Source organism: Rhodopseudomonas sp. RCAM05734 (assembly GCF_052658035.1).
The window spans coordinates 1,883,476-1,909,076 of the sequence record NZ_CP199742.1 but is presented as its reverse complement, the minus strand read 5'-3'; the positions used below and the strand labels follow the sequence as shown (position 1 = coordinate 1,909,076).

At 60.5% G+C, this 25,601-nt stretch carries 22 protein-coding genes; 17 read left to right on the top strand and 5 right to left on the bottom strand.

Annotated features, from left to right (window positions below; translation table 11 throughout):
- Nucleotides 1-29: 29 nt before the first annotated feature.
- Nucleotides 30-614: a hypothetical protein gene (locus ACUXVA_RS09120; protein WP_265080599.1), complete on the bottom strand. Its 585-nt coding sequence runs from the start codon at nucleotides 612-614 to the stop codon at nucleotides 30-32.
- Nucleotides 615-881: 267 nt separating this feature from the next.
- On the opposite strand from ACUXVA_RS09120, the gene ACUXVA_RS09115 reads away from it, so the two are divergent.
- The 13 genes from ACUXVA_RS09115 (at nucleotide 882) to ACUXVA_RS09055 (ending at nucleotide 15,147) form a co-directional block, all read left to right on the top strand.
- Nucleotides 882-1,832: a hypothetical protein gene (locus ACUXVA_RS09115; protein ID WP_265080600.1), complete on the top strand. Its 951-nt coding sequence runs from the start codon at nucleotides 882-884 to the stop codon at nucleotides 1,830-1,832.
- A gap of 74 nt (nucleotides 1,833-1,906) precedes the next feature.
- Nucleotides 1,907-3,304 (top strand): type VI secretion system protein TssA, encoded by a 1,398-nt coding sequence (locus ACUXVA_RS09110; RefSeq protein WP_445491734.1) that lies wholly within the window; start codon nucleotides 1,907-1,909, stop codon nucleotides 3,302-3,304.
- 157 nt (nucleotides 3,305-3,461) lie between these two features.
- Nucleotides 3,462-3,989 carry a type VI secretion system contractile sheath small subunit gene (gene tssB / locus ACUXVA_RS09105; RefSeq protein ID WP_445491731.1) on the top strand — a complete coding sequence of 176 codons (528 nt, stop codon included), beginning with the start codon at nucleotides 3,462-3,464 and terminating at the stop codon, nucleotides 3,987-3,989.
- Between the two features lie 27 nt (nucleotides 3,990-4,016).
- Nucleotides 4,017-5,510, top strand: a complete 1,494-nt coding sequence (tssC, locus tag ACUXVA_RS09100) for a type VI secretion system contractile sheath large subunit (protein ID WP_445491729.1) — start codon at nucleotides 4,017-4,019, stop codon at nucleotides 5,508-5,510.
- Between the two features lie 118 nt (nucleotides 5,511-5,628).
- The gene (locus tag ACUXVA_RS09095) at nucleotides 5,629-6,111 is read left to right on the top strand and encodes an Hcp family type VI secretion system effector (protein ID WP_265080603.1); all 483 of its coding nucleotides are present in this window, start codon (nucleotides 5,629-5,631) and stop codon (nucleotides 6,109-6,111) included.
- A 94-nt stretch (nucleotides 6,112-6,205) separates the two neighbouring features.
- A complete protein-coding gene (gene tssE / locus ACUXVA_RS09090; protein WP_265080604.1) occupies nucleotides 6,206-6,751 on the top strand; it encodes a type VI secretion system baseplate subunit TssE in 546 nt (181 codons plus the stop codon).
- Nucleotides 6,752-6,758: 7 nt separating this feature from the next.
- The gene (gene tssF / locus ACUXVA_RS09085; protein ID WP_445491726.1) at nucleotides 6,759-8,720 is read left to right on the top strand and encodes a type VI secretion system baseplate subunit TssF; all 1,962 of its coding nucleotides are present in this window, start codon (nucleotides 6,759-6,761) and stop codon (nucleotides 8,718-8,720) included.
- Nucleotides 8,620-9,759 carry a type VI secretion system baseplate subunit TssG gene (gene tssG, locus ACUXVA_RS09080; RefSeq protein ID WP_265080606.1) on the top strand — a complete coding sequence of 380 codons (1,140 nt, stop codon included), beginning with the start codon at nucleotides 8,620-8,622 and terminating at the stop codon, nucleotides 9,757-9,759. The genes tssF and tssG overlap by 101 nt, the downstream gene beginning before the upstream one ends.
- Nucleotides 9,760-9,775: 16 nt before the next feature.
- Nucleotides 9,776-12,451, top strand: a complete 2,676-nt coding sequence (gene tssH, locus ACUXVA_RS09075) for a type VI secretion system ATPase TssH (RefSeq protein WP_445491723.1) — start codon at nucleotides 9,776-9,778, stop codon at nucleotides 12,449-12,451.
- Between the two features lie 2 nt (nucleotides 12,452-12,453).
- Entirely contained in the window at nucleotides 12,454-12,744 is a 291-nt protein-coding gene (locus ACUXVA_RS09070; RefSeq protein ID WP_265080608.1) for a hypothetical protein, read from the top strand.
- 80 nt (nucleotides 12,745-12,824) lie between these two features.
- Nucleotides 12,825-13,091, top strand: a complete 267-nt coding sequence (locus tag ACUXVA_RS09065; RefSeq protein ID WP_265080609.1) for a hypothetical protein — start codon at nucleotides 12,825-12,827, stop codon at nucleotides 13,089-13,091.
- A 275-nt stretch (nucleotides 13,092-13,366) separates the two neighbouring features.
- Nucleotides 13,367-14,500, top strand: coding sequence for a serine/threonine-protein kinase (locus ACUXVA_RS09060; RefSeq protein ID WP_445491720.1), 1,134 nt, complete (start codon nucleotides 13,367-13,369; stop codon nucleotides 14,498-14,500).
- A gap of 89 nt (nucleotides 14,501-14,589) precedes the next feature.
- Nucleotides 14,590-15,147, top strand: coding sequence for a hypothetical protein (locus tag ACUXVA_RS09055; RefSeq protein WP_265080611.1), 558 nt, complete (start codon nucleotides 14,590-14,592; stop codon nucleotides 15,145-15,147).
- 23 nt (nucleotides 15,148-15,170) lie between these two features.
- On the opposite strand, the gene ACUXVA_RS09050 is transcribed toward ACUXVA_RS09055, so the two are convergent.
- Nucleotides 15,171-16,160 (bottom strand): DUF4424 family protein, encoded by a 990-nt coding sequence (locus ACUXVA_RS09050; RefSeq protein WP_445491718.1) that lies wholly within the window; start codon nucleotides 16,158-16,160, stop codon nucleotides 15,171-15,173.
- Between the two features lie 144 nt (nucleotides 16,161-16,304).
- On the opposite strand from ACUXVA_RS09050, the gene ACUXVA_RS09045 reads away from it, so the two are divergent.
- The 3 genes from ACUXVA_RS09045 to ACUXVA_RS09035 are packed head-to-tail and all read left to right on the top strand — an operon-like array spanning nucleotide 16,305 to nucleotide 20,457.
- Nucleotides 16,305-18,053 carry a hypothetical protein gene (locus ACUXVA_RS09045; RefSeq protein WP_445491716.1) on the top strand — a complete coding sequence of 583 codons (1,749 nt, stop codon included), beginning with the start codon at nucleotides 16,305-16,307 and terminating at the stop codon, nucleotides 18,051-18,053.
- A 20-nt stretch (nucleotides 18,054-18,073) separates the two neighbouring features.
- Nucleotides 18,074-19,753 carry a caspase family protein gene (locus ACUXVA_RS09040; RefSeq protein ID WP_445491714.1) on the top strand — a complete coding sequence of 560 codons (1,680 nt, stop codon included), beginning with the start codon at nucleotides 18,074-18,076 and terminating at the stop codon, nucleotides 19,751-19,753.
- A gap of 17 nt (nucleotides 19,754-19,770) precedes the next feature.
- On the top strand, nucleotides 19,771-20,457 hold the full coding sequence (locus ACUXVA_RS09035; RefSeq protein ID WP_445491712.1) for a DUF4384 domain-containing protein: 687 nt from the start codon (nucleotides 19,771-19,773) through the stop codon (nucleotides 20,455-20,457).
- A gap of 436 nt (nucleotides 20,458-20,893) precedes the next feature.
- Here the strand turns inward: ACUXVA_RS09035 and ACUXVA_RS09030 are convergent, their stop codons facing one another.
- From ACUXVA_RS09030 to ACUXVA_RS09020, 3 genes are all read right to left on the bottom strand, one after another.
- Entirely contained in the window at nucleotides 20,894-21,922 is a 1,029-nt protein-coding gene (locus ACUXVA_RS09030; protein ID WP_445491710.1) for a hypothetical protein, read from the bottom strand.
- Between the two features lie 67 nt (nucleotides 21,923-21,989).
- Entirely contained in the window at nucleotides 21,990-22,697 is a 708-nt protein-coding gene (locus tag ACUXVA_RS09025; RefSeq protein ID WP_445491708.1) for a caspase family protein, read from the bottom strand.
- A 5-nt stretch (nucleotides 22,698-22,702) separates the two neighbouring features.
- A complete protein-coding gene (locus ACUXVA_RS09020; RefSeq protein WP_265080618.1) occupies nucleotides 22,703-23,584 on the bottom strand; it encodes a DUF4399 domain-containing protein in 882 nt (293 codons plus the stop codon).
- 482 nt (nucleotides 23,585-24,066) lie between these two features.
- On the opposite strand from ACUXVA_RS09020, the gene ACUXVA_RS09015 reads away from it, so the two are divergent.
- Nucleotides 24,067-24,954 (top strand): formylglycine-generating enzyme family protein, encoded by an 888-nt coding sequence (locus tag ACUXVA_RS09015; protein WP_265080619.1) that lies wholly within the window; start codon nucleotides 24,067-24,069, stop codon nucleotides 24,952-24,954.
- Nucleotides 24,955-25,601: the final 647 nt, after the last annotated feature.

The window sequence follows — 25,601 nt, the reverse complement described above, 5'->3', positions numbered from 1 at the left end:
TGGCCTGGTGTAACGATATCGGACGGCCGTCAGATCATGGGCCCGGGCTGACAGGGTCTTGCGCTGCCGTCGGCGGGATCGAACAGATAGACTGGTCCCTCCCAGTCGCCGAAGTCGATCGGGAGCGGGGAATTCATGCGAACCGACTCCGGATTGTAAGCCTGGGCATCGCGGCCGGCGATCACGTAGGCGCCGCTGGCCATCGCCAGTTCGCCCATGAAACGCTTGCCATCGGCGTAAGTGCCGGCATTGCCGGGACCGGTCTGCGCAGTTCCGCAGGCATAGACCGTGATACGTCGGATCAGCCCACTGCCGCGTTTCCAGGCCATGGTCTTGCCGACAGTCATGAGACTCAGCCCCTCACGGCACAGTTGCAAGCCAAACCCGCCGACCCGCCTATTGGTCGATATCTGCTGCGAGATGTTGAAGTTTCCTTCGAACCCGTGACACATCACGAGCAGCTCATCGAGGCCGTTCTGCGAGCCGGCATAATGCGCAATCCAGCCGATCGAACCACCGAGATCGGTGTCTTTATCGACGACGTGAATATTAGGGGCGATCGGTGGAGGCGTTCCCTTGAGCCGCTTGTCGTGCCAGATCATTCTTCCGGGCATCGCATCCATTCCCATACCGCAGCCGCCAGCCTGTTGGGCTGGAGAGCATGCCCGACAATACGACCTGCCGACATCGCAAGGCATCAAGTCATTTGTCGCGCAGCGCCGGTATTGGTTCAATGGATCTCACGGTTATTGTTGAACCGGGCATTCTGCGATCGTGGCACCAACCGGATTTGAACCAACGGGCTGGGATCGGGACCAATATAGAGTCAGCGCAAGATCAAGTTGTGCGCATATCGGGACGTCAGCGCGGAGGGCCTGCCTATGGGCGATTCATTGGTGTACTTCGCAAAACCGCCGAATGCCGGACCGGCCGGGTACGACACCGACGGCAGGCAGCCCGGATCGATCTGGCGGATGCAGATCCCGGTGGGTGAAACGCGGGATATCCTGCTGATCGGCCCCGCCGGAACGGGAACCTCGCTCGGCGTCACCTCGAACAATGACAACGTCGTCAAGAACGATGACATCCGGATGCGCGCGGCCGGCGGCCAGCAGGTGATCTCCCTTCGCGGCAATGCGATCGGAACAACCCTGCTCGATGTCGGCCTGATACCGTTTCGGGGCGACTTGCGCTTTCCGGCGGGACCGCCAGCACGCCCCGTCGGCGGCCAGTACATCAATGTCGGCCTGCAAGTACAGGTAACGCGGGCCGATGGTTCACTGCCAGGCAACGATTCCGGCGTCAGGCCGGAAGGCCAGATGGATGCGACCATGTGCTGGGCCGCCTGCCTGGCCTGGTGGCTACGTGCGCTGCCGGACCGTACTGAAATCTCCCAGTCCACGCTCATGGTCCTGGGAGCCCACATCTGGAATTCGGACGGCACGATGTCGCTGACGAACCTGCGGAATTTTTACGAACGCCAGAACGTCCGCATAACGTGTGACAGCGTCGGGCCGACGGCGGTCAGCCAATACTTTGTGCCGTCGAAGCTTCCCTTCATCATCGCGTTCCGGGCCGGCGTCCTGGGCGGACATGTCAACGTCATTCATGCCATCGATCTGACGACCAGCACCGTTACTGCGATGGAGCCATGGTTCCCAGACCCCTCCAGCGATCCAAATTATCACTTTGAGAATGATGTCTTTCCGGTATTCTTGAATAATACGGATCGCTCACTCTTTGTCTTTCGCGGCGCGCATGTGAAGCGTCCGATCAGTTACTACACGACGAAGCCGTTTGGGCAGGGCTTCCTGATCTGCTATCCTAATTGAATGGCGACCTGACGTGTCATCGTGCAAGCATCGACTCCAGCACCTCGCTGGAGGAAATGACGGAGAGGCGAGTCGTGACGGAAGTTGACCTCGTCTCCAATCCGCCTTTGCACGAAGATCAATCGGCCCCGGAACCGGCTTTGGATGCGGCGGACGTGCCGGTGCTCGCCGGACTTTGGCAGCCTCTCAGCGCAACGGATCCGTGCGGACCGGACCTCGACATGGACGGCGACGCCGATTATCTCAACTATGTCGCTCATACCGAAGGCATTCTGCCTACGTCGTTTTTTTCGCTGGACGACAAGAAGCCATTCGACCGGACGACGATCGATCTGCCCGGTCGACTGGCCGCGCTGGCGCCGCTTTTCGATCGCACCAGAGACCTTCGCCTGATGGCGCTGAATGCGCGACTCTCTATTCTCAACAGGGATCTCGCCGGCTTCTCCGACACGGTGGCTTCGATCGCATCCTGGCTCGATCGGTACTGGGATGACATTCACCCGCGTCCGCAGGACGGCGACATCCTCATGCGCGAGACCGCGCTGTCCGAACTCGATGGCCCGATGGCCATCTTTCCTCTTCAGTATGCGCCGCTGTTCGACACCCGCCGGTCTGGACCGATCAGCTATCGCGGCTGGATGATCGCCACGGGCGAGGTGGCTCCGCGCCCCGGCGAGACCAAGCTGTCGCCGGCCGCCATCGTCGAAGCCCACAGTGACACCGATGCCGACGCGCTGGCGACGGCACGACGAACTCTTACATCGCTCAGGGGCTCCCTGGCGCAGATACGCAATGCGCTTGCGCTCCATCAGGTTACGCCGGGGCTCGAAAACCTGTCAGCGCTGGTGGGCAAGATCTCGCTGTTCATCGACCCGAATGGCCTTGAGCGTGAACAAGCCGCTCCCGCGGAAGGGAATGCCGCGGACTCTGCTCCAGACAGCGACGCCAGTGCGCGATCGTCCACATTTGAAGCGCCGGGAACGCTCGCACAAGCCAGCGAGGCGCTTGCCGCAATTGCCAGCTACTACAGTCAGTTCGAACCCTCCAGTCCGATCCTGCCATTGGTCCGCCAGGCGCATCTGCTGATCGGAAAATCGTTTTACGAAGTGCTGTCCATTCTCGTGCCGACCCAGATGGACAAGGCCGCCTTCCTGATCGGCGGCGACCAGGTATTCGAACTTCCTGTCGGAAAGCTGTCGGGACTTTCCGCAGTCTCGCCAATCACTTCCACGCCCGAGGCAGCTACACCCGATGCGGCGGCCGGATCAACGCCGCGGTTCCGGGTCGCGAGCCGGTCGCAGGCCATCGCATTGCTCGATCAGGTCCAACGGTTCTTCCGGCACTCCGAGCCCTCAAGTCCCATTCCCATGCTGTGCGACCGCGCACGCGCGCTCGCGGAACGGGATTTCATGAGCGTCCTGCGGGATGTGTTGCCGAAAGCCGCTCTGAAAAATATCGCGTCGGACAAGTGAACCTTCGAACCGGTTCGCGCTACTACCTCTAACGGCCATCAGTGGCCGGTGCGATGAGTTCGATAGAGGTGCAGGACTCGCCGATTGACGCGCAGCAAAAAATTACTTCTAATTGCTGCATGTTTAGTCGGCGGCCGGTTCCAACAGGGGACAGCGCGTGGCAAAAGACAGTGGTCAAAAATTTATTCGCCGAAATCGCCCTCCGCGGGTTCATATCACCTACGAAAATCCGGCGAACGCCGAAGAAAAGGTCGAAATTCCTTTCGTCATGGGTGTGATGTCGGATCTGTCCGGCAATACGCCAGGTGTTGAAAAGGACGAGATGCACGCGCGCAAATTTCTCGATATCGACATGGATAATCTCGACGCGCGCATGGCGGCCATTCAGCCGGGCGTAAGTTTCCGGGTCGACAACAAGCTCTCGGACAGCAGTGGCGACAAGATCGGCGTCAGCCTGCGTTTCAACAAGATGGCTGACTTCGAGCCTGCGGCCGTCGCACGACAAGTGCCCGCGGTCGCCAAGCTGCTCGAAGCGCGAACGCAGCTTGCAAACCTCGTTCGGTACATGGACGGCAAAGTCGCGGCAGAGGATCGGCTGCGCAAGCTGCTGTCCGATCCTGAGCTCATGGCCGCAGTGAAGAATCGCGCAACCGACAAGGGCGGCGAAGGTAACGGTACGACCTAACGAACCCGAACATTGGAAAGTCCAGTCATGGCGACTGAAAAAGCCCACGCCGAACAAGGTGCGCTGGTCGAAACACGCGAAGCGGACGAATTTCAGGAACTGCTTAAAAAAAGCTTCAAGCCAAGGACGGAACGGGCCGCGACGGAAGTCGAGAACGCCGTCAAGACGCTAGTTGAGCAGGCACTTGCGGACACCAGCCTGATCAAGGCGGACGTTCTCGATACGCTGGAAGAGATGATCGCTCAGCTCGACAAGAAGCTGTCCGCTCAGATGAATGAGATCATTCACGCGCCCGAGTTCCAGCAGATCGAAAGCGCCTGGCGCGGCCTCAAGCACATGGTTTTCCAGTCGGAGACCGACGCGATGCTTAAAATCCGCGTCATGAACGTGTCCAAAAACGAACTGTATCGCCACCTTCGGCAGTATCCCAACGCAGCCTGGGACCAGAGCCCGCTGTTCAAGAAGATCTACGAAGAGGAATTCGGCCAGCTCGGCGGGCAGCCCTATGGCTGCCTGGTCGGCGACTTCTATTTCAGCCACATGCCGACCGACGTGCAGCTTCTGCGCGACCTCAGCAAGATTGCGGCTGCGGCGCATGCGCCGTTCTTTGCCGCCGCAGATTCGACCCTAATGGGCATGGATTCGTGGAACGAACTCATGAATCCGCGCGACCTCAGCAAGTTGTTCGACACGCCCGAATATGCGGCCTGGAAGTCTCTGCGGGATTCCGACGACGCGCGATATGTCGGGCTGTGCATGCCGCGTGTGCTGGCGCGTCTTCCATATGGCTCGAAGACCGAACCCGTCGACGAATTCGCCTTCGAGGAGGACACCGACGGTCATCGGGGCGAGAAATATGCCTGGATGAACGCAGCCTATGCGATGGCTGCCAACATCAACCGGGCATTCAAGGAGCACGGGTGGTGTGCCCGCATTCGCGGCGTGCAATCGGGCGGCGAGGTCGACGACCTGCCGTCTCACACCTTTCCGACCGATGACGGCGGCGTCGACATGAAGTGCCCGACCGAAATCGCGATCAGCGACCGCCGTGAGGCGGAACTGGCCAAGTCGGGACTGATCCCGCTCATTCACCGCAAGAACACCGATCGCGCGGCATTTATCGGCGCCCAATCACTGTTCAAGCCGAAAGCCTACCAGAACAATGTTCAGGCAACGGCATCGAGCAACCTGTCTTCCCGGCTGCCTTACATGTTCGCGGTCTGTCGTTTTGCGCACTATCTAAAATGCATGGTTCGCGACAAGGTCGGCTCCTACTACGAGAAGGAGCAGCCGGAGAAGTGGCTGACCAACTGGATCAGCGAATATGTCGATGCTGATCCGAAGAACTCCAGCGAAGCAACCAAATGCCGCCGCCCGCTCGCCGGCGCCAAGATCAACATCGTCGAGAACGAAGAGAACCCCGGCTATTACTCAGCGACCTTCGAGTTGCGGCCGCATTTTCAGCTTGAAGGAATGGATATCGGCCTTCGACTGGTTTCGCGACTGCCAATCGCAAAGTGAAAAGCGATTGAACCTGTCGTCGATCGATACCGACAAATAGCCGAGCCGTACTGACACCGAACGGACGGCGAAGACGCGGTCGCATCAAACCTTGGCGTTGACATTGGAGAATGAATAAATGGCCGAGATGTTCTTGAAGCTTGACGACGTGCAGGGTGAATCGCAAGACCTCGCCCATCCGAACGAAATCGAAATCAACAGTTGGGGCTGGAGCGTAGACAATCCTGCCTCGTTCAAGGTCGGTCAGGGTGGGCAATCGACCCAGGCCAATTTCAGCTCCATTCACGTCAACAAGATTTGCGACAAGGCCTCGATCACGCTGTTCAAGGCGTGTGCGACAGGCAAACATATCGGTTCAGGAAAAATCACCTGCCGAAAGTTGGATGGTGACAGCAAGGTTGATTATCTGACGATCGACCTCAAGGACATCATGGTCAGCAACGTATCCTGGAGCGGCTCCGGTTCCGAGCAGATTCTTCATGAGACTGTTTCGCTAGTGTTCGCGGAATTCAAGCAGACTTACAAGCTGCAGCAGGACACCGGCGATGCCGGCGGAGCGACGGATTTCGGGTTCGATATTCAGTCTCAGAAGATCAGTTGATGATCGCGCATTCGAGGCGCCCTCGCTCCGCGCAAGGGCGCCAGATGCGTGACGCGGACAGACTTTGTTTGGTGGCAATCGGATCGGGTCCGGCATGGCAGATGTAACGAAGAAGTCCCGCCTGAGCCCGCCGCTGATGTACGCGTTCCGCGCGGCGCATGAAGCCAAGGACGCAGCCCTGAAAGCCGATCTACGCAACGAGGCCGGCGATCGTATTATTGCCGGCCGTCGCGTGCGGGGCCGACAGGTCATCACCGAGGACCTGCTGCGGCGCGAGGTCTCCCGCGATCTGGAGGCTCTGCTCAATACGGTGGCGCTGGAATCAACCATCGAGATGGATGATTTTCCATACGCACGCAGATCGATCATCAATTTCGGCATTCCCGATATTTCTCATCGCACGATCGATGAGATTGGCGTCAACCACATTCCCGGTGAACTAAAGCAGGCGATCACGAACTACGAGCCGCGGCTGGCCCAGGCATCGCTTCATATAGAGAGAGACAACACGGTCGATGCGGCGGAGCTCAGAATCAGATTCGTGGTGAACGCCGATCTGACATGCGATCCGGTCAACATCCCCGTCCAGTTCGTCGCCGACGTCATCGACACCGGCAAGATCATCGTGAATCGTCTGTGATCCGGTCATGAACAGAGAATTTCTCGATCTGTATAATCGAGAACTTCAGCTGCTTCATGAGCAAACGCGCGATTTTGCCGACGAATATCCCGGCGTCGCAGAGCGGCTGGGCGGCCTGCTCGAGGATCGGATCGATCCGATGATCGGCGGCCTGCTCGAAGGCGCGGCTTTTCTCGCCGCCCGCGTTCGGCTGAAGCTCAAGCACGAATTTCCGGAATTCACCTCCAATCTGCTCGAGCAGCTGGTTCCCCACTATCTCGCGCCGACGCCCTCGATGATGCTGGTTCGCGTCGAACCGATATATGGCGATCCCGCCTTGCGCGACGGGCATGCGGTCCCCCGCGGATCCTACGTCGATGCCACATTCCGCCAGATCGACCGGCAGATCGCATGCCGCTATCGCCTCTCGGCGGGAATTACGATTTGGCCTTTCGAACTGACCGGCGCCGAGTACTTCTCGTCGCCCGCCCCGCTTCAGGCGCTGGGGGTCCGTGCCGGCGCCGGCGTGCGAGCCGGCATGCGCCTGACGCTGACCTACAGATCGACCGCGCGGCGCGAGGACGAGCCGTCGGACGCCGAGGTCGCGAAGAAGCCGGATGCCCTGTTCGCGGGCTGCAAGACCACGGATTTGCCGCTGTATTTCGTCGGCCCGGAAGCCGACTCCGTGGCGCTGTACGAGCAGGTTCTTGCGCATTGCAAAGGGGTCTACTTCCGTCATCTCGACGAATTCGGCGATCCTGTCGTGTACAGCGCGCCGCCCGAGATGGTGCAGCAGGTCGGCTTCGGGCGCGACGAAACGCTATTTCCGAACGATCATCGCGTATTCGAGGGTTTCGACCTGCTGCGCGAGTTTTTCGTGTTCCCCGGCAAATTTCTCGGCCTCAATCTCAGCCGGCTCGACGAGGTCATGCCTCGCCTGAAGGCAAAGACGATCGATATCCTGTTCTGCTTCGACGAGGTGAATTCGCGCCTGCCGGCGGCGGTCCAGCCCGCGATGTTTGCATTCTACGCCGCGCCGGCGATCAATCTGTTCGAGAAGACGACCGATCGAATTCCCGCGACATCGAGCCAGCACGAATATCACGTCGTGCCTGACCGGAGTCACTATCTCGACTTCGAGCCGCATCGGCTGCTCGACGTATTCGCGCATTACCCCGGCGGTCAGGACAAAGTCCCGGTCAAACCGCTTTATGCGGCGTCGCTCGACGGCCAGGTCGCATCGGACGTCTACTATACGACCCGCCGGCTTCCGCGCCGGCGCAGCGTCGAAGAGAAGCGCGTCGGCTTTTCCTCGGACTATACCGGGACCGACATGTTCATTTCGCTCAGCGCCGCCGGCGGCACCGACGACGCCAACGCGATTTCGGAACTGAGCGTGCGCGCGCTGTGCTCGAACCGGCATCTGACCGAGCATCTCCCGGTCGGCACCGGAGGCGCGGACTTCCATCTGATCGACGATTTCACGCTGGATCTGACCTGCGTCGCCGGCCCGACGCCGCCGCGCGAACCTGTCGTGACGCAGTTGCGCAGTCGCGGCGAGACGGCTCATACCGGCACTGTCACGTGGCGCCTCGTGAACATGCTCAGCACCAACCATCTGGGCCTGGTCCAGCGCGCAGCCGGCAACGACGCTCAGGCGCTGCGCGAAATACTGACGATGTTTGCCAATACGAACGATGCCGTGGCCGAGCGTCGTATCCGCGGCGTGCGCAGCGTCGACAGCCGGCCGATCGTCCGCCGAATGCGGCAGCGCAGCGGCATCGGCGCTGGCAGGGGTATCGAGATCACCGTCACGATCGACGAGAAGGTTTTCGAGGGAAGCGGCATTTTCCTGCTCGGGGCAGTGCTGGAACGGTTCTTCTCCGAATATGCCGGCTTCAATCACTTTACACAGACCGTCATCCGCTCCGTCGAGCGCGGCGAGATCATGCGCTGGCCGCCACGTATCGGTACACGGAGGCCGCTATGATCGATCGGGGCGCAACGTGACACTCTTCGATAACCTGGAGAAGGAACCGTGGCGCTTCGACTATTTCGCCGTCCTGCGACAGCTCGAACGCACGTTCGCCGACTTGCCGCGTATCGGCGGCAGCACGTCGCAGCGCGATGAACTGGTCAGGCTCGGGCAGGATCCATTTATGGACTTCCCGGCGTCCAACCTCGCGCGCATCTCGCTGCAGGACGGCAAGCCGCCGAAGATTTACGTGAAATATATGGGCCTGCTGGGACCGCAGGGCCCGCTGCCCCTGGCCACGACCGAGGAAGCTTTCCAGTATGTCCTCGCGCAAGACGACGCCTTTCCTCGCTTCCTCGATGTCTTCAACCACCGGTTCATCCAGTTGTTCTACCGCGCCTGGGCGGACTCCCGGCCGATCGTTCAACATGACCGCCCTCATGACGACCGCTTCATCGCCTATATCGGATCGGCCATCGGCATTGGATCGGGCCCCTATCAGGATCGAGACAGCATCCCTGATGTGACCAAGCTCGGCTTTTCCGGTCTGATGGGAGCGCAGGCCAGATCCGCGTCGCGACTGACAGACGCCATTTGCGGATTGTTTGCGGTCGACGCGGAAGTCGAAGAGTTTGTCGGCACGCGACTTGAGATCGAGCGCGCAGAATGGACGTTTATCGGTCAGAGCTACAACATCCTTGGCGACGGCGCCTTGCTCGGACGGACCGTGTTCAGCGTGCAGGACAAGATCCGGGTCCGGATCTTCACCAAAAATCTGGCGCAATACATCCAGTTTCTGCCAACCGGCGACCTCTGCGAACCGCTCGCCGATCTGGTGTTTCTGTATAACGGCGAGCAACTGGATTGGGACGCGGAACTGGCCATTCCGGCCGGTGCCGCGGAGCCCGTCAGGCTCGGACGCTTCGGCCAGCTTGGCTGGACCAGCTGGATGGCGCCGAACTGGACCGGTACTGAAAGCTTCCGACGCGATGCGCGGTTTCATCCGACCGAGCGCATGAAATTGAAGCGCAAGAACATGGCCCGAAACCAATGACGGGAGAGGAGACGGAATGACCGATATCAGTCTGGAAACCGTCGCGGGCAAACTCAACCGTGTGGCTTATGAGGCCTTCTTCAAGGCCTTGCGTCAGGCCAAGGGGGCCGGCAACCGAAACGTCGAACTGGCTCACTGGATGTCCCACATCCTGCAGAGCGAGCAGACCGATATCGGCCTCACCGCAAACCACTTCAAGATCAACCCGGCCAGATTGTCGACCGACATCGGCGCCGCGCTCAACGGCTTTCGCAAGAACGAAACCGAAATGCCGGCGGTCTCCAATACCGTCATGGACCTGCTCGATCGTGGCTGGCACTACGCCACCCTGTTTTTCGGCGAAACGCAGATCCGTACCGGCCACATCCTCGTCGGCGCCCTGCAATCCCGAGAACTCCGCCGCGCCTTCACCGAACTCTCATCCGAATTCGCCAAGGTCTCGGTCGACGTCCTGACGGCTGAATACAGGGCCATATGGGCGGGATCGTCGGAAGAAAATCTCCGGCCGATGGACGGATCGGGACTGGTCGCCGGCGGCAGCTCCGATACGACCTCGCAAAAAGGCACCACCGCACTCGACCGATTTTCGCAGGACCTGATCGCGCGGGCAAAATCGGGGGACATGGATCCGATCCTTGGGCGTGACGAGGAGATTCGCCAGATCATCGACGTGTTGATGCGACGACGCCAGAACAATCCGATCCTGACCGGCGAGGCAGGCGTCGGCAAGACCGCGGTCGTGGAGGGATTTGCCCAGCGGATCGCCGCCGGAACCGTACCCCCGCCGCTCCGCGGCGTCCGGCTCTGCGCGCTGGATATCGGATTGATGCAGGCCGGCGCCTCCATGAAGGGTGAATTCGAGCAACGGCTGCGCTCCGTGATCGACGAGGTTCAACAATCGCCGATTCCGATCATCCTTTTCGTGGACGAAGCCCATACGCTGATAGGCGCTGGCGGCAACGCCGGTACCGGTGACGCCGCCAACCTGCTTAAACCCGCGCTGGCCCGGGGCACGCTTCGCACCATCGCGGCGACGACCTGGTCGGAATACCGCCAGTATATCGAGAAGGACCCGGCGCTGACGCGTCGTTTCCAGCCGATCCAGATCGGCGAGCCCGATGTCGGCAAATGCTGCGACATGTTGCGCGGCATGCTCGGCCCGATGGAGAGGCACCACAAGGTACGGATCTCCGATGCTGCCATCGTCGCTGCCGTGAACCTGTCGCACCGCTATATTCCGACACGGCAACTGCCGGACAAGGCTGTCAGCCTTCTGGATACCGCCGCAGCGCGAGTGGCGATCAGCCAGAGCGGCATTCCCGCGGCGATCGAAGATCAGGCCGCGACGATTTCGTCCCGCGAGGCCGAGAAGGCCGCGCTGATCACCGATCAGGACCTCGGGGCGCAGGACCAAGGCAGGATTGCCGCAATCGACGCCGAGATCGCAACTCTGAAAGAATCCCTTGCGGTCCTCGAAGCCGACTGGGCAACCGAACGCGCGCTGGTGGGGGAGATCCGCAGCCTGCGCGATATTCTCTATCCGCCGGCAGAGCCGTCACCGGCTACAAACGCGCCGGAACTTAGCCCGGCCGCCGCGGTCGGTGACGAGGAAACCCGCACGCGGCTTCGGGAAAAGGTCGATGCGCTGGAATCGCGGGATCCGGAGCACAGAATGATCTACGCACATGTCGATGCGCAGGTCGTAGCGTCGGTCGTGTCCGATTGGACCGGTATACCTGTCGGCCGGATGGTCAAGGACGATATCGAGAACGTGCTGCGCCTTCCTGAAATTCTCAACAGGCGCGTTGTCGGGCAATCGCACGGCCTCGCCATGATCGCACGCCGTATCGAGACCAATCGCGCCAAGCTCGACAACCCGAACAAGCCGATCGGCGTCTTCATGCTGTGCGGTCCCTCCGGCGTCGGCAAGACAGAGACCGCGCTCGCTCTCGCGGAAGCGCTCTACGGCGGCGAGCAGAACATGATCACCATCAACATGTCGGAATTCCAGGAGGCGCATACCGTATCGTCGCTGAAAGGCGCCCCGCCCGGTTATGTCGGCTACGGCGAGGGTGGCCGGTTGACGGAAGGCGTTCGCCGCAAGCCATACAGCGTGATCCTGCTCGACGAGGTGGAGAAAGCCCATCCCGACGTACACGAGATTTTCTTCCAGGTTTTCGACAAGGGCTTCATGGATGACGGCAACGGCCGACGGATCGATTTCAAGAACACCTTGATCATCCTGACGACCAACGTCGGTACCAATCTGATCATGGGACTGTCCGCCGATCCCAAATATCGCGACGATTCGGAGGCGCTGGCGCAGGAACTGCGTCCAGAGCTGTTGAAGATCTTTCCTGCGGCTCTGCTCGGCCGCATCGTCTCGATCCCGTATTACCCGCTGTCCAACAAGATGCTGGGCGGCATCACCAGGTTGCAACTCGACCGGATCGGTCGGCGTGTACGCGAAAACCACGACGCGAACTTCAGCTACAGCGACGCCGTGGTCGATCGCATCGTCTCGCTGTGCAACGATCCCGATTCCGGCGGGCGGATGATCGACAATATCATCAACAATTCGATCCTGCCGGCGCTTTCGCGCGAATTCCTCAAGCATGCCCTGAGCAAGGAAAAGCTGAAGGATGTCGAGATCACCGTCGAGAATGACGATTTTTCCCATGGCTGGAAGTGATCATGGCGAAAAACCGTTTTGAGCAGGTTGACGACTTCCAGCCGAATGCCATCAATCTGAAGCTGATGAAGAAAGACGATGGCGAGATCGGGATCATTCATTGCCCGAAATCGGCAGCGCCCGATCAGTTGCCGGCCGACCTGACGAGCGAGGAAATGCCGGTTCGCAACGCGGTGATCGGCACCATTCAGCTCGCCAACGCCAAAAAGCTGCCGATCGTCATCATCGACCCCGACAATATCTGGACCGGTGAATGGGGAGAGCTGTGGCGCTTCGAAGACAGGGACGACTGACTGCTCGCGCATCACATGCGCGGAAACCGGCATTGAACCAACTGACGCGACGACGTTGTCATTGAGGGAGGACCCAATCCATGCGCGCTGGTTATGTAATCGCCCGCGAAAACTTCAAGGAGGCGGCCAAGCACGTATCCGCCGAGGCCGACCCGGTCATGTTCAATCTTCTCTACGGTCTGCAAAGCCTGGCGGATCAGATCGAGGCAGACTTTGCCGCACTGACCGCGCCGCCCGTCTCTGCGGCGAGACCGCCGGAAAAACGAGCCTCCCTCAAGCCAGCTGTTCGTCCGCCGCGATCCACCGCCAAGAAGCGGTCGAAAAAGGCCCGGGCCAAATCCCGCTGACCAACGACCGGGCGGACGTCGAAGCGCGATTGGCCGGCCGATACTTGCACCGGCATGGCCGGCCGGCCTAACATCCATGCCGGCCGGGCCGCGTCATGCACCTGGTCGACAGAGCTGTGCTATATCTCTCCCCGGATTGGCGAGTGCGGGACCGTGACAGCGCCACGCATCATTGCGGAGACCAGCGTGACGAGTTTCGTCGTACCGCCGCAGCCACGTGATCCTTCATCGCGTCCGACATGCCTTTCCGGCAGGAAGCGGACGGGGCTTCGCGCGTGAGCCAGCAGAGCCCCTATCGACCGCAACGTCGCGGTGTCCCCCCCGGAACCCGGCTGAACGGCATTTACGAAATCGACGAGATGATCGGCGCCGGCGGCATGGGCGAGATCTATAAATCCCATGAGATCCAGACCGGTGCCGCCGTCGCCATCAAGATGCTGCTCCCGGACGTCGCCGACAACGAAATCTCGCTGGCTCTCTTCCGTCGCGAAGCGGCGGCCCTGCACCATCTCCCGCACGACGCCATCGTGCGATATTTCCTGTTTACAGTGGAGCCGGTGTTGCAGCGGCCCTATCTGGCAATGGAGTTTGTTGACGGGCGGTCGCTCTCGGACATGCTGCTGGAGGGCCCGCTACCATTCGAACAACTGGGGAAGTTGCTGCGTCGCGTCGCTTCAGGATTTCAGGCTGCGCATGAACGCGGAATCGTTCACCGGGATGTCTCGCCCGACAATATCATCGTTCCGCATGGAGACGTCACGAAGGCCAAGATCATCGATTTTGGCATCGCCCGGTCGACCCAGGGCGGTGACCCGACGATCATCGGCTCCGGCTTCGCCGGAAAGGAGAATTACGTCTCGCCGGAGCAGGTCGGCTTGTACGGCGGCGACATCACGCCAAAATCGGACATCTACAGCCTTGGCCTCGTGCTTTACTATGCCGCCTGCGGGCAGAAACTGGACATGGGCGGCAGTCAGTTCGATCTCGTCGAGAAGCGGCGGCAAATTCCCAATCTCGATGCTGTCGACGCACGCTTTCGACCCTTGTTGCGTCAAATGCTGGAACCCGATCCGGCCAAGCGCCTGGCTTCCATGGAGGAGATCACAACCCAGACGTTCGGCGCAGCGGAGCCGGCGCAAACATTCAAACGCGCAACAGCCGATGCGAGCAGTCCGTCATCGCCCGTCGCCGGCGCACGGAAGGTTCCGACCTGGCTCATTGCAGCCGGTGCCGCCACGCTCATCGCCGCGGGCGTGGTGGCCTATGCGGTTTATTCGACTAACGATGCCGACGCGCCCTCGCTGGACGCACCTCAGCTCAGTCCGGGCTCCGCGGCTCCGCGACCCAAGTCGCCTCCCCCATCAATGCGCCGGATGCAGGTCCGCCGATCGCACGCACGCCCCCTTTGACGATACCTCCGATCGATGGATCCGTCAGCCGGCCTGACCAGATCCGCAATTTTGTCGAACGCTATGAAGGCGGCGAATGTCTCTTCCTGATGCCGGTGGCGATCAGCACCAACGCGGCCGTGCTGGAAGGTCTCGCAGCCACTCCCGCGCGCTTCGACGAATTCGCGGCGAATTTCAAACGCGCCCTGGGCTTCGCCCCGTCGATCGGCGCGCGCCTGATCACGGATCAGCAGTGTGCCGCGGTTCGCTTCCTGAACCAGTCACGCGGCGAGCGGCTACGTACGCCCCGGATTTTGCTGGCCTCGACCGACGTGCCGAACGGCGAGACGCTGAATGGCACCGTCGAGAACGTAGCCAATCGTACGGTCGAATTGCTGTTGATCTCCGACGCCGGCCAGGTGCAGAACCTGTCCAGCCTCATGAAGCCCGGTATCGACGTACTCGCTTTCTCGATCGGCATGCAGAAAAGCGACGGACCGGCCCGACCGCAACTCCTGATGGCCGTTGCGACAGCTCAGCCTGTCGACGCGCTGAAGCTACAGCGTCCCGTCGCAGCGGATCAATTCTTTCCGAAGGTCCTCGCCGATACGCAAGCGGAAGGGACGAACATGACGGCAGCAGCGAGGTACTTCCGTCTGGGCAAATGACGCGGCGCCAAGTGCAAGCGCCATTAGAACTTGCCGACCACCAGAACCTTCAGATCTGTATCGGGTTTGAAATTGGTGGCTTCGTATTCGAACGGGCGGTTCTCGACCGGCTTGAGGCCCGTACTGCAAAAACTGACAAAACGCTCCTTGCCGCCCGGATCGACGACGAGCTTGAACGTCTTGATCGGTGCCGCCCAGTTCGCGCCGGTATGAAGCACATAGCTGATACGTCGCTCCTGCAGCGCCCCCTTACCGGCGAGCCGATCGAGGCCGGTCAACATTCCATCGGTTATGCAAAAGTCCTTTTTGTACTGTTCGATCTGTCCCGCAAGCGCCTTGTTCTTTCGAAGCGGGGTCCGCAAAATCGTATCGGCTGCCGTACCGACGCTGGGTCTGTAGCGATGCTCGACGGTCACGGATCGATCCGGCGGAAAGGTCTGCTGACGCACCGCGGAGGTTTTGACGATCCACGCAAAGCTGTAGATCGGACGGCCGTTGTCGCTGTTGCCTATCGCCGTGAGCAGCCCGTTGGAAAGCAGCTTTTCCCGCGTGGCCTCCCGCAGATCCGCGATGCGGACCTCCCTCGTTCCGATCGGCAGCATCGGAAACTGCAACTGACTGAGCAGACTGCTGACATCCTTGTCGCCGATCCAGGCGCGCTGATCGAAGGTAAATTTCGCTGGGCGGCCGTCGACTTTGGTCTCGAACGCCACGAAATTGAGCGGATCTCCTGCCGGCAGAACAATACTCTCCGGTTCGGAAAGATCGATATCCGGCAGCGGGAACGCGACCGTTAATGTCACCGGCTTGCCCGACAGGTTCGCGAACTGATAGCGAATGCTGATGCTGTCGAGTGCAATTCGCAGTTCTTCGCTCTCCATAGAAATGGCGTTCGTCTGCATGAACCTGAGGCCGCCGATCGACAGCTCAGCCGCGGAATCGTTAGACTGCGCCGAGGTGTGCCAACTCGTCGTGGCCGCTATGACCAGAGCGCAGCGAACCAAATCCCTCATCACCCCACTCCTTCTTCCGCGTGTTAGTACGTATGGCTATTTGCGCACCCTGTCGGATCGCGTTTGGCTCCTTCAAATATGATCCAGATCGACGTATATTGACACCCTGCAGTACGGAGTTCGGTATCGCCTTGGCGCTGCGTGATGGCATCGGCTCAAGACTTTGAGGTGAAGATGTTTCGTCTGAGGTGTGCGGCCTGGATTGTTAGCTGCGGCGCGATCATCGCATCGGCCTCCGTGGCGGTCGCTGATGACACCATCATCAAACAGTTTTTCAGCGGCACCGGAGCGGATGCGGTGGGCATCGTTGAAGCCGGCGAAGATATCGAATTGTCCGGGCCCCAGGCGCTGACGCTGGACAAGGACGGGAACGTGTTCCTGCTCGACCAAATCAACGGGCGCATTCTGAAATTCGATCCCAGGCAGCCCGGGGAGCAGCCGGCGATCCTGAAGATGCCCGACGATGTGCAGCCGACCGATATCGTGGTGCGTGCGGACGACATCCTGGTCTGGGACGGATCGGTCCGGACGCTGAAGGCCGCCGCACAGTCGACCCGTGGTATCTCGACGGAGCCCGTTACTCTCGAGGAGGTGATAACGCGCGGCATTGAGGATCCATTCGTGACCTCCGCCTTTGCCCAGATGGGATCACAACTCCCCGGCGCCGCGTCCGAGCTGCTGGATGAAAGCACCCGAGCCGTCACGATCACGAAGAAGAGGCCGCTCAGCCGGCAGTTTGTCGCCTCGCGCGGCAAAGGCTCGGTGGTGGCGGACGTCGTTCCGAAGACTGACAGCAGCGTACATATCGAAGTCCGCAGCAAGGACGACAACGCGAGAGTTGCCGAACTGGATTTGCGGGTTCGCAATCGGCTCGGCGCTGTCGAATTCCTCGAGGTCGACAACAACGGCCGCCTCTATGTACTGGCCGAAGATATCCCGGAATCCACCAGACAGGCATCGACCTTCGTCGCGCGCTTCAAACCTGACGGCAAGCTTGAGGGCGTCTATGAACTGCCGTTGGCAAACACGCCGCTGACGCGTCGTTTCGTCGCCATCTCCGGCGACGGTGACGTATTTTTTCTACGCACCAAGGCCGACTCGGTCGCCGTGGTCGGCGTCGGGTTTCGCCAACTGGCGAACGCGCAGATGATCGACGTCCGCCCGCTACGACAGGACGGAACGCTCGTCGGGATAACGAAAAATTTCGGCGCCATTGCCGCCATCCGGCCGTCGAACCGCCAGCAGGTCGTGGAGACGGCTTTCGCCTTTGAGGGTTTGCAATGGAACCTGACGCCAGCCAACTACGGCAGCGATCCGGACAGCGCGTGTAGCGGCTTCAGCCGCATTCGTCGGCCATGGTATCTGCAGGGAAAGGTCAATCAACAGGTCCGTGGCGTGCCTTACTGCTGGGGATGTCACGGTTCGCTGGCGAGCTTCCGCGCGCAGATAGACCGGGGTATCAAGGCGGGCAACGTCTGCACGCGGGATACGCCGCGCGGCGACGTCGCCGGCGTGGATTGCTCGGCATTCGTCAGCGCCACATGGGGTTTGTCGGTCCACTATACGACCGCAGCCATCCCGGCGATCGCGAGGCCGCTGGAGAATCCTTGGGATTTGAGACCAGGCGATGCCTTAAACAAGGCGGGCTCGCACGTCATGCTGTTCCTGCGCTTCACACCCGATCGCAAGGCTGAAGTGATGGAGGCCTCGACGGGAGGCTGTAATGGCCGTGTGTGCCGAAATGTCTATCCTTTGGCGGCGTTGCTGGCACGTGGTTACGTTCCGGTCCGGTTTCGCGGACTGGCCGATGATCAGATGGTCGTCTCGGCAGAGACATATAAAGACGACGCGGCGACGTCAATCAGCAAAAAAAGCAATAGCCGCAGGAAATAATGTGCACCGATAGGCATGAAATGAACAGATCTGCTGCGTTCGCCGTTGCTGCATTGATGTGGTTTTCGACCGGTCAGGTCTGGGCCACGGGCGGAATCTCGATCGCAAGTCCCGGCGGCGGCAGCGTCCATGGGCTCGTCATAGGAATCGACGCGTATCAGCAGGTCCGCCCTCTGAAGGGTGCCGTGGCCGACGCACGTGACGTCGAGGCGTCGCTGAAGGGAATGGGCGTCACTGACGTCACGGTGCTCGTCGATGCCCAGGCATCGCGCGCAGCGGTGCTTCGCGAAATGAATGCGCTGCTGCAAAGAACCAAAAGCAATGACGTCATCTTCCTCTCGATAGCCGGACACGGCGCACAGGAGCCCGAGCGCATCAAGGGCTCCGAACCAGATGGCATGGAGAACGTTTTTCTTCTGCCCGATTTCGCGCCTACGGCCGCAGGATCCGTGCAGCGAATCCTGGCAAGCGAGTTCAATCATTTCATTAAGCAGTTCGAAATGCGCGGCGCCAAAGTTGTGTTCGTTGCAGATACCTGCCATGGGGGCGGAATGGCGCGCGAGATTGATCCCCGCGCAGAGGAAATGAGCTTCCGCCAGGTTCCCCGCTATACGCTGCTGGTCGACAAGCTCCAGCCGGTGTCGGACAAGAGCGATCCGCGGAGCGAGTTCGACTTCGACCGTACTGCGTTCCTAGCCGCAGTCGACCGCAGCACCAAAGCGCCGGAAGTCCGAATTCCCGGCATCAGCGGTCTGCGCGGCGCACTGAGCTACGCCGTCGCGCGTGCCATCGAGGGCGGCGCGGACACCAATCACGATGGGCGCATCACAGTGAGCGAATTGTTCGCTAACGTTCGTCAGGTCGTGTATCAACTATCCGATCAACGCCAGAATATCGTGACCGTCACATCGCCCGGCCAGTCGCCTGACTCTGATGTGGTTTTCGACCTCACCCGAGGCGTGGTCTTGATGCAGGCGCCCAATAGCCCCCCTCCATCCACCAATGCAGCTCCTGCACCGTCGCTTGGGCCCCCCGCGCCGCCCGCAGGCAACGGCTTCACACAGGAACGCATCGCAGCGCCGATCCGGCTTGCAGTTCTGGATGGCTCGACATCAGCGCTGCCGGATGTGAAGTCACGCGACGTCACGATCGAATCCGTTCAACCAACTGACAACCCTGATCTCATCTGGGACCCTTCATCGCAGGATGTCATCGCTTGGGGTGACGTTGTCGCATTCAAGGTGGACCCAACAGACCTTGCATCCGTTGTCGATCGCACCGCTGCGATCCGCGACCTCAAGAAGTTCGCGACGCGTTCGCCACAGATAATGCGGGTTTCCCCGGATGACCGGCAACATCGCAGCAATCAGACCATCGACATCGATATATCTGACGTGAATAACCGCGCCGTGCTCTTGTTCAATGTATCGGGAGACGGCACGATCCAGATGCTTTACCCGATAGGCTCTGATGCCTCGCTCAACCAGTCAGCGAATTTGCGCCTGCCGCTGCGAGTCCGGGAACCTTTTGGCGCCGAGCAGGTCGTCGCAATCACGTCGCAGCAGCGCATGGCAGAACTGGAGAGCCTCTTGTTGCATCTCAACCGGCGACGGGCGCCGGGACAGGTGATTCAAGCCATTGCTCGCTATGCTCCGCCTGATGCGCGCATTGGCTCGATCGGCTTCTTTTCTGTTCCCTAGGATTGCAAAGCACGCCGATGATGTCGCGATTAAGCCTGCGTGGATTGCAAGCCCTGTGGGTTATGATCCCGCTATGCGCCGGTCACGCCCACGCAGCGACCGGTTCCGGTTCCGTCCAGCGCGCGCATCTAACCGGACAGGACTTACCATCGCAGCGAGGTCAACGCGGACCCGCCTATTCAGGCATTCTGGTGGTGGAAACGCCAGCGGCGCAACAACAGGCGGCTGCAACCAATGTAAGCCTCGAAATGATCGCCAGCCGTCCGATCGAGGTCGGTTCGAAGGTCACTTTCCGCATCACAGCCAGGAAGCCGGGCTATCTGCTGTTGGTAGACATCGACGCGTCCGGAAAGATGACACAGATATTTCCGAACCCCGAGCTGCTCTCACAGCTCGACAATACAGACATGAACGTCCTCAAGCCTGGTGAGACCCTGGTCCTGCCAACAGCCGCGGCGGCGGCCCGCGGCTTTCAGTACATCATCTCCCCACCAACAGGAGCTGCTGCCGTCATTGCCATCCTGAGCGAGAAGCGTGTGCAACTTCTTGACCTGCCCGACCTTCCTCATCGGCTCGAGACGGACACAGATATCGCGAACTACGTGGAAAAATGGATCAACGAACTTCGAATTCCCGACACCGCAACCGGCAAACTGGGCGCAAACAGCCGGTGGCTCGACGTTAAATCCTATGTGATCAAATAGCTTTAGGGAGCCAACTAGCCGCCCGGCAGACTCTCTCGCAGCCGCATCACCTGCGGACGTAACGCCTCACAGGCAAGCTCCGCTTCAAATCGGACGACGTCGTCCCGGGACGGACTGGAGCGCAATTGTGCCAGGCGTGCGCGCTCTTCGTCGCAAGATGGAGCCGGGAGCGCAGGCGCCATCCTGACCTTCGGCGCATTGGAACCGGCTTCGCGCGCATTCGCTGTGGCCTGCGGCGCAGCACGGCTGGCACCGTCAGCCGGAGCATTATCCGCGGACAGCGGCAGGCTCTCACGCAACCTGACGATCTGGGGCCGCAGCCTTTCACAAACAAGACTATGTTCGAATTCGATGAGCTCGGGTCGCGACGGATTGGCACGTAGCCGCGCGAGACGGTCGGACTCCTTTTGGCACGTCTCGACATCGTTGGACGAAGTTATGGGCAATTTGGCGGGCTGCTTCGGTGGCGTTGGCTCCGGTAGTTGGGGGGCGCAGGTTCCTGAGCGGCCTTGCCCGCTGCAGACCCAGTCACCACCGCCGGCAGCAACGGAGGCGAGGGAACGACCTTGGCCGTCTCAACGGAAGCGCCGCCTGACGAGGGATCTGGCGGAAGGATGCTCTCGCGCAATCTCACCAGTTGCGGGCGCAGGCGCTCGCAAGACAGTTCACGCTCAAACTGAACGATCTCGTCGCGAACGGGGTTTCCGCGCAACCTGATGAGCCGCGTACGATCGCGTTCACAGGCCTGATCGGAGGCGCCGCCCACCGCAGAAGACGAGGATTCCACGCTCGTCGACGGCTTGCTCGCGATCGAAGGGGCTGTATCAGTCCTTTCGACGCCAGCGATCCTGGCGGTGCTTTTATCTTTCGACGGCATGTCATTGGGCGCGGAACCCGGAGGCATCGGCGGGGGGGCTGCTTTGTCGGCATTCTGCCGCAGACGCGTTGCGGCCTCGTTATCCAGCCGAGTCTTCTCCGCCGCCACGACAGCGGCTTTCTTCTCGTTCAACTTGCGGTCCGCGACCTCCTTTTCAGCACGCTGCTGGTCGGCCAGCTTTCGCTCCGCTGCCTCCTGTTCGATTCGGCGTTGCTCGCTCAACTTGAGTTCCGCGGCCTCCGCCCGACGTCGCTCATCTGCTTTCCGCTCGGCGGCTTCCTTGTCGGCACGTCGCTGGTCGGCCAGTTTTCGCTCCGCCGCTTCCTGTTCAATTCGGCGTTGTTCACTTAACTTGCGTTCGGCCGCCTCCTGTTCGGCGCGGCGCTGTTGTTCAATCTGCCGCGCGGCCTCCTCCTGCCGGACCTTCTGAATTTGCCTCTGCTGGGTCGCCGCGTCGAGGCTTTGTATTCGTGACAGGGCGTCGGACACATAGCTTGACGACGGGTATTTGAGGAGGAAGTTACGCAGGACATTGACGTCGGGGCTGTCTTTCACAGCTTCGAACGCGATGCGATCGGTCTGGTTCAAATAGTAATCGCTAAGCAAAGAGACATAGGTTTCGGGGCGCTGCCGCCCCTGCGTTTCAGAATTGACGTCAGACGCAACCCTGCGAAACAGACTGTTCGATTTCCAGCCCCGGCTCCTTCAGTCGTTTCAAGAAAGCATCCGTGAACGGGCTGTTGCGGCCCTTGCCGTCGGCTGCGACCTGATCCGACGCTGTCGAGTAGGCCACGACCATGCCCTGCGTCTTGTCAGTTCTGGCCAGCCCACGGGTCGCGCCGATCGCCCGGCTTTCGCCGCTCGTCTTGCGCCGCAGCGAATCGACGACAGGGTTGTTGCGACATGCGTCGAGGATCATGATCTTGACCCCGCTGGCACGGTCCAGGGCGGCACGAACGTCGTCAATGAGCATCATCTGGTAGCGCAGACTGACCTCGTCCTCGACTTCCGCATCGATGGGCATCAAGTAGTTACGGCCCTGATATTGCAGCGCATGTCCGGCGTAGAAGAAAAGCGCAGCGTCCGCATCGGTCGCCAGCCGTGCAAACTTGGCCATGTTCAGATCGAGGTCACGCCGATTGGTATCGATCGCCTGGATCACCTCGAACCCGATCGCAATTAACGCGGCGCCGACATCTTCTGCGTCGTTCTTTGGATTCGTGAGGACCAGGCTCGGGTTATTGTAGTGGGCGTTCCCAACAACGAGCGCCACGCGGCGCTCGGCGCTCGCACTGACGACCGAGCAAGTCAGCAACGCGAAACCAAGCAGGATGGCCGCATTTGCTGAAAGAAACTTGCTCATCTCGCTTATCGCGGCCCGAAGAAAAACAGCGGAAAGCCGTCATCCCGCCTGTTGATTTCCCGCTCCGGCGCGCGCGAGGAGCGGATCTGTGACCGCTGATGCGGCCTCGACGTTCGTTGCGACACACGCTGACGAGGCGGCTTGCGCACCTCTGGCTCCTTGCCGCTCTCTGTGACCGTGACATCGATCGGTGGCGAATAGACCGGAGGATCGTGCGGGACGTGGTTTTCGTCGCCGAGCACCAGCTGCAGCTTGTGCTTGCCAAGTGGCAACGTGACCTTCGCTTCAGTTTGGCCCGAACCGAAATGAAGATGGTTGAAGTCGTTTGGTATCGGCTGATCCATCGGCGGAAGATCCGTATCGATCAGCAGATGATGATGGCCGGTATTGACCTTTTCAAAGCCCGCGGGAGCCACGCCCATGCCGATCAGCCCGAAACGGATGACGGGTGTCTTGGTGACATAGGCGCCGTCCGTCGGATACACGAAGTAGACCTTGGCGCCGGCGGGGGACGGATGGCGAACGCCCGCCGATTGCGCGACCGCTGGCGCGCTGGCGCCACCGACGACCGTGACTTTGATGCGCGCGGACATCAATGGAACCGTGTTTGGGACATGGTTCTTGTCGCCGAGCAGCAGCTGCAGCGTATGCGGACCGGGAGGCAACGACACCTCGGCTTCGGTCTGGCCGGCGCCAAAATGAAGGTGATTGAAGTCGTTGGGGATCGGTTCGTCGAGCGGGGGCAGATCGGTGTCGATCAGCAGGTGATGATGTCCAGAATTTTCCTTGTCCGAACCGGCCGGCGCCACGCCCATGCCCTTCAGACCGAAGTGCACGGTAAACTTCGGCGGGACTGTCTGTCCATCCTTGAGGTCGACGAAGTACACCGATGCCCCCGCAGCCGATGGCGACGGACCGCCGCGGGGGGAGGATTGGCCATAAGCTGCTCCGAGAGGGGCTGCAAATATGAACATTAGCGCAATCGCGGTAGCGGCTGACTTTCTAACCACGAGGTTTTCTCCGTAAATGACGGTGTCACCAAGGTATCAAACAAGCCGCGCGCAACATTGTCGAACGCGTTATCCGTTTCGCATAGCAATCATATAACAGAGGATCGGCACCCATTCAATTTGTACTACGACTGCGCGATCGGTTCGAACACAGTCCTCAGCCATACGGTTGAGGGCCGCGATCAATGCACCTTGCAGGGATCAGCCTTCAGACGCAGATGGAAGATTTGATCGAAACAGGCGCGTTAGACCTTTGAGTCTGATGCAACCCGTGCGACCCTCCGATATGGATCCTCTTGCAAGGAAACCTAGAGTGTCCAGAAGCGCACTATCTGAATGGAACTCATGCAGACAGTCTGATGGTTAGAAAAGTCCTCGCCGCAGTCATTTTCGTATTATCCGTCGCCGTCGCGACCACGCCAGCAGTGAAGGCTGGTCACAGCCCGAATAGCTTGAACGACATGGTCACGGGGGCCGTGCCCACGCTCGGCACGATCGTTATTGCAGCGGTATCCGCCCCACCCCCGGAACCCGGCGAACTGCTCCGCGACTGCCCGGAGTGCCCGGAAATGGTGGTGGTGCCGCCCGGGGATTTCGAGATGGGTAGTCGCGACATTCCGTTCGAAAAGCCTCCTCATCGGGTGACGGTCGCCAAATCTTTCGCCATCGGGCGCCGCGAGATAAGCTTCCGCGAATGGGATGCCTGCGTCTCGGCCGGCGGCTGCAAGGCAGCCGAGGACGATCACGGATGGGGCCGCGGCGATCAGCCGGTGCTCAATATCAGTTGGGACGATGCCAAGGCTTTCGTCATCTGGCTTAGCCGGAAGACAGGCCGTCCCTATCGGTTGCCGAGTGAGGCCGAATGGGAATACGCCGCACGGGCCGGTACCACTTCAAAATATTGGTGGGGTCGCGATGTCGGCAAAGGCAATGCCAACTGTGAGGACTGCGGCGCCGCACCGCTCCGCAAGGCGCTGCCGACCGGATCCTTCCGACCGAATGGGTTCGGCCTCTACGACACGTCCGGCAACGTCTACGAATGGGTCGAGGATTGCTGGAATGACGACTACACCAAGGCTCCGATGGACGGCGCGGTCCGGACCTCGGGGCAATGTCAGCAACGCGTGCTGCGTGGAGGCTCGTTCGCAAACAAGTCCAGTGCGGCGACTTCATCCGCTCGGTTTCGCTACGATCAGGATGTCCGCTACTACGCAAACGGCTTTCGCGTTGTCAGGGATTTACAATAAGACTTGGCCCGGTCATTTCGGCACTCGCTGAAAGATGCCGCGACGGCGCTGCGCGAAGGGTTCATCGTCAGGAATTTCCGCCCTGTCTAGGCCACGGACGGTGCGCGAGGCGCTGTGTTTCGCTCGACTTGTGAATTGGGGATTTCTTGCGCGCCGCGCGATCCCCGAGAGATGCAGACGATCACGGCGACTTCGATCCGCGAAAGACGGGCCACGTCGTATCCTTCGTCGCCGGAAATGGTTTGAACAATTCCGGCTACTTCTAGAAACATACTTTCATTTCCTCATACGAGGAGCCGGCGGATACGCCTCTTCAGCCTCCGGACCATGCCTGGCGATACTTCGCACTGCATGCGCAGCAGCGGATGTCCGTATTTAACTTCTTCGTCGTTCTGTCGGGCATACTGACGACGGGGATCGCCGCCAGCCTGCAGGGCGGAAAACCGATGGCGCCCCTGACCGCCATTTTGGGTGCCCTTCTTGCGCTATTCGCGTTCGTGTTCCAGCGGCTGGACAGGCGAGGATCGGGTCTAGTGAAACTCGCGGAGGAGGCTCTGGCGGCGGGCGAAACGAGGTGCATGCCACCTTACGCCAGGATCCTGGGCCTCGAGGAAACGCGTACATCCGCCGCAGGTGCGGGCGCCTGG

Excerpts from the sequence above, each read along its gene's own strand:
- ACUXVA_RS09120 (WP_265080599.1), bottom strand. The coding sequence starts at position 614 with ATGCCCGGAAGAATGATCTGGCACGACAAGCGGCTCAAGGGAACGCCT.
- ACUXVA_RS09115 (WP_265080600.1), top strand. The coding sequence starts at position 882 with ATGGGCGATTCATTGGTGTACTTCGCAAAACCGCCGAATGCCGGACCG.
- tssC (WP_445491729.1), top strand. The coding sequence starts at position 4,017 with ATGGCGACTGAAAAAGCCCACGCCGAACAAGGTGCGCTGGTCGAAACA.
- ACUXVA_RS09095 (WP_265080603.1), top strand. The coding sequence starts at position 5,629 with ATGGCCGAGATGTTCTTGAAGCTTGACGACGTGCAGGGTGAATCGCAA.
- tssE (WP_265080604.1), top strand. The coding sequence starts at position 6,206 with ATGGCAGATGTAACGAAGAAGTCCCGCCTGAGCCCGCCGCTGATGTAC.
- tssF (WP_445491726.1), top strand. The coding sequence starts at position 6,759 with ATGAACAGAGAATTTCTCGATCTGTATAATCGAGAACTTCAGCTGCTT.
- tssG (WP_265080606.1), top strand. The coding sequence starts at position 8,620 with ATGCCGGCTTCAATCACTTTACACAGACCGTCATCCGCTCCGTCGAGC.
- tssH (WP_445491723.1), top strand. The coding sequence starts at position 9,776 with ATGACCGATATCAGTCTGGAAACCGTCGCGGGCAAACTCAACCGTGTG.
- ACUXVA_RS09070 (WP_265080608.1), top strand. The coding sequence starts at position 12,454 with ATGGCGAAAAACCGTTTTGAGCAGGTTGACGACTTCCAGCCGAATGCC.
- ACUXVA_RS09065 (WP_265080609.1), top strand. The coding sequence starts at position 12,825 with ATGCGCGCTGGTTATGTAATCGCCCGCGAAAACTTCAAGGAGGCGGCC.
- ACUXVA_RS09055 (WP_265080611.1), top strand. The coding sequence starts at position 14,590 with ATGCCGGTGGCGATCAGCACCAACGCGGCCGTGCTGGAAGGTCTCGCA.
- ACUXVA_RS09050 (WP_445491718.1), bottom strand. The coding sequence starts at position 16,160 with ATGAGGGATTTGGTTCGCTGCGCTCTGGTCATAGCGGCCACGACGAGT.
- ACUXVA_RS09045 (WP_445491716.1), top strand. The coding sequence starts at position 16,305 with ATGGCATCGGCTCAAGACTTTGAGGTGAAGATGTTTCGTCTGAGGTGT.
- ACUXVA_RS09040 (WP_445491714.1), top strand. The coding sequence starts at position 18,074 with ATGAACAGATCTGCTGCGTTCGCCGTTGCTGCATTGATGTGGTTTTCG.
- ACUXVA_RS09035 (WP_445491712.1), top strand. The coding sequence starts at position 19,771 with ATGATGTCGCGATTAAGCCTGCGTGGATTGCAAGCCCTGTGGGTTATG.
- ACUXVA_RS09025 (WP_445491708.1), bottom strand. The coding sequence starts at position 22,697 with ATGAGCAAGTTTCTTTCAGCAAATGCGGCCATCCTGCTTGGTTTCGCG.
- ACUXVA_RS09015 (WP_265080619.1), top strand. The coding sequence starts at position 24,067 with ATGGTTAGAAAAGTCCTCGCCGCAGTCATTTTCGTATTATCCGTCGCC.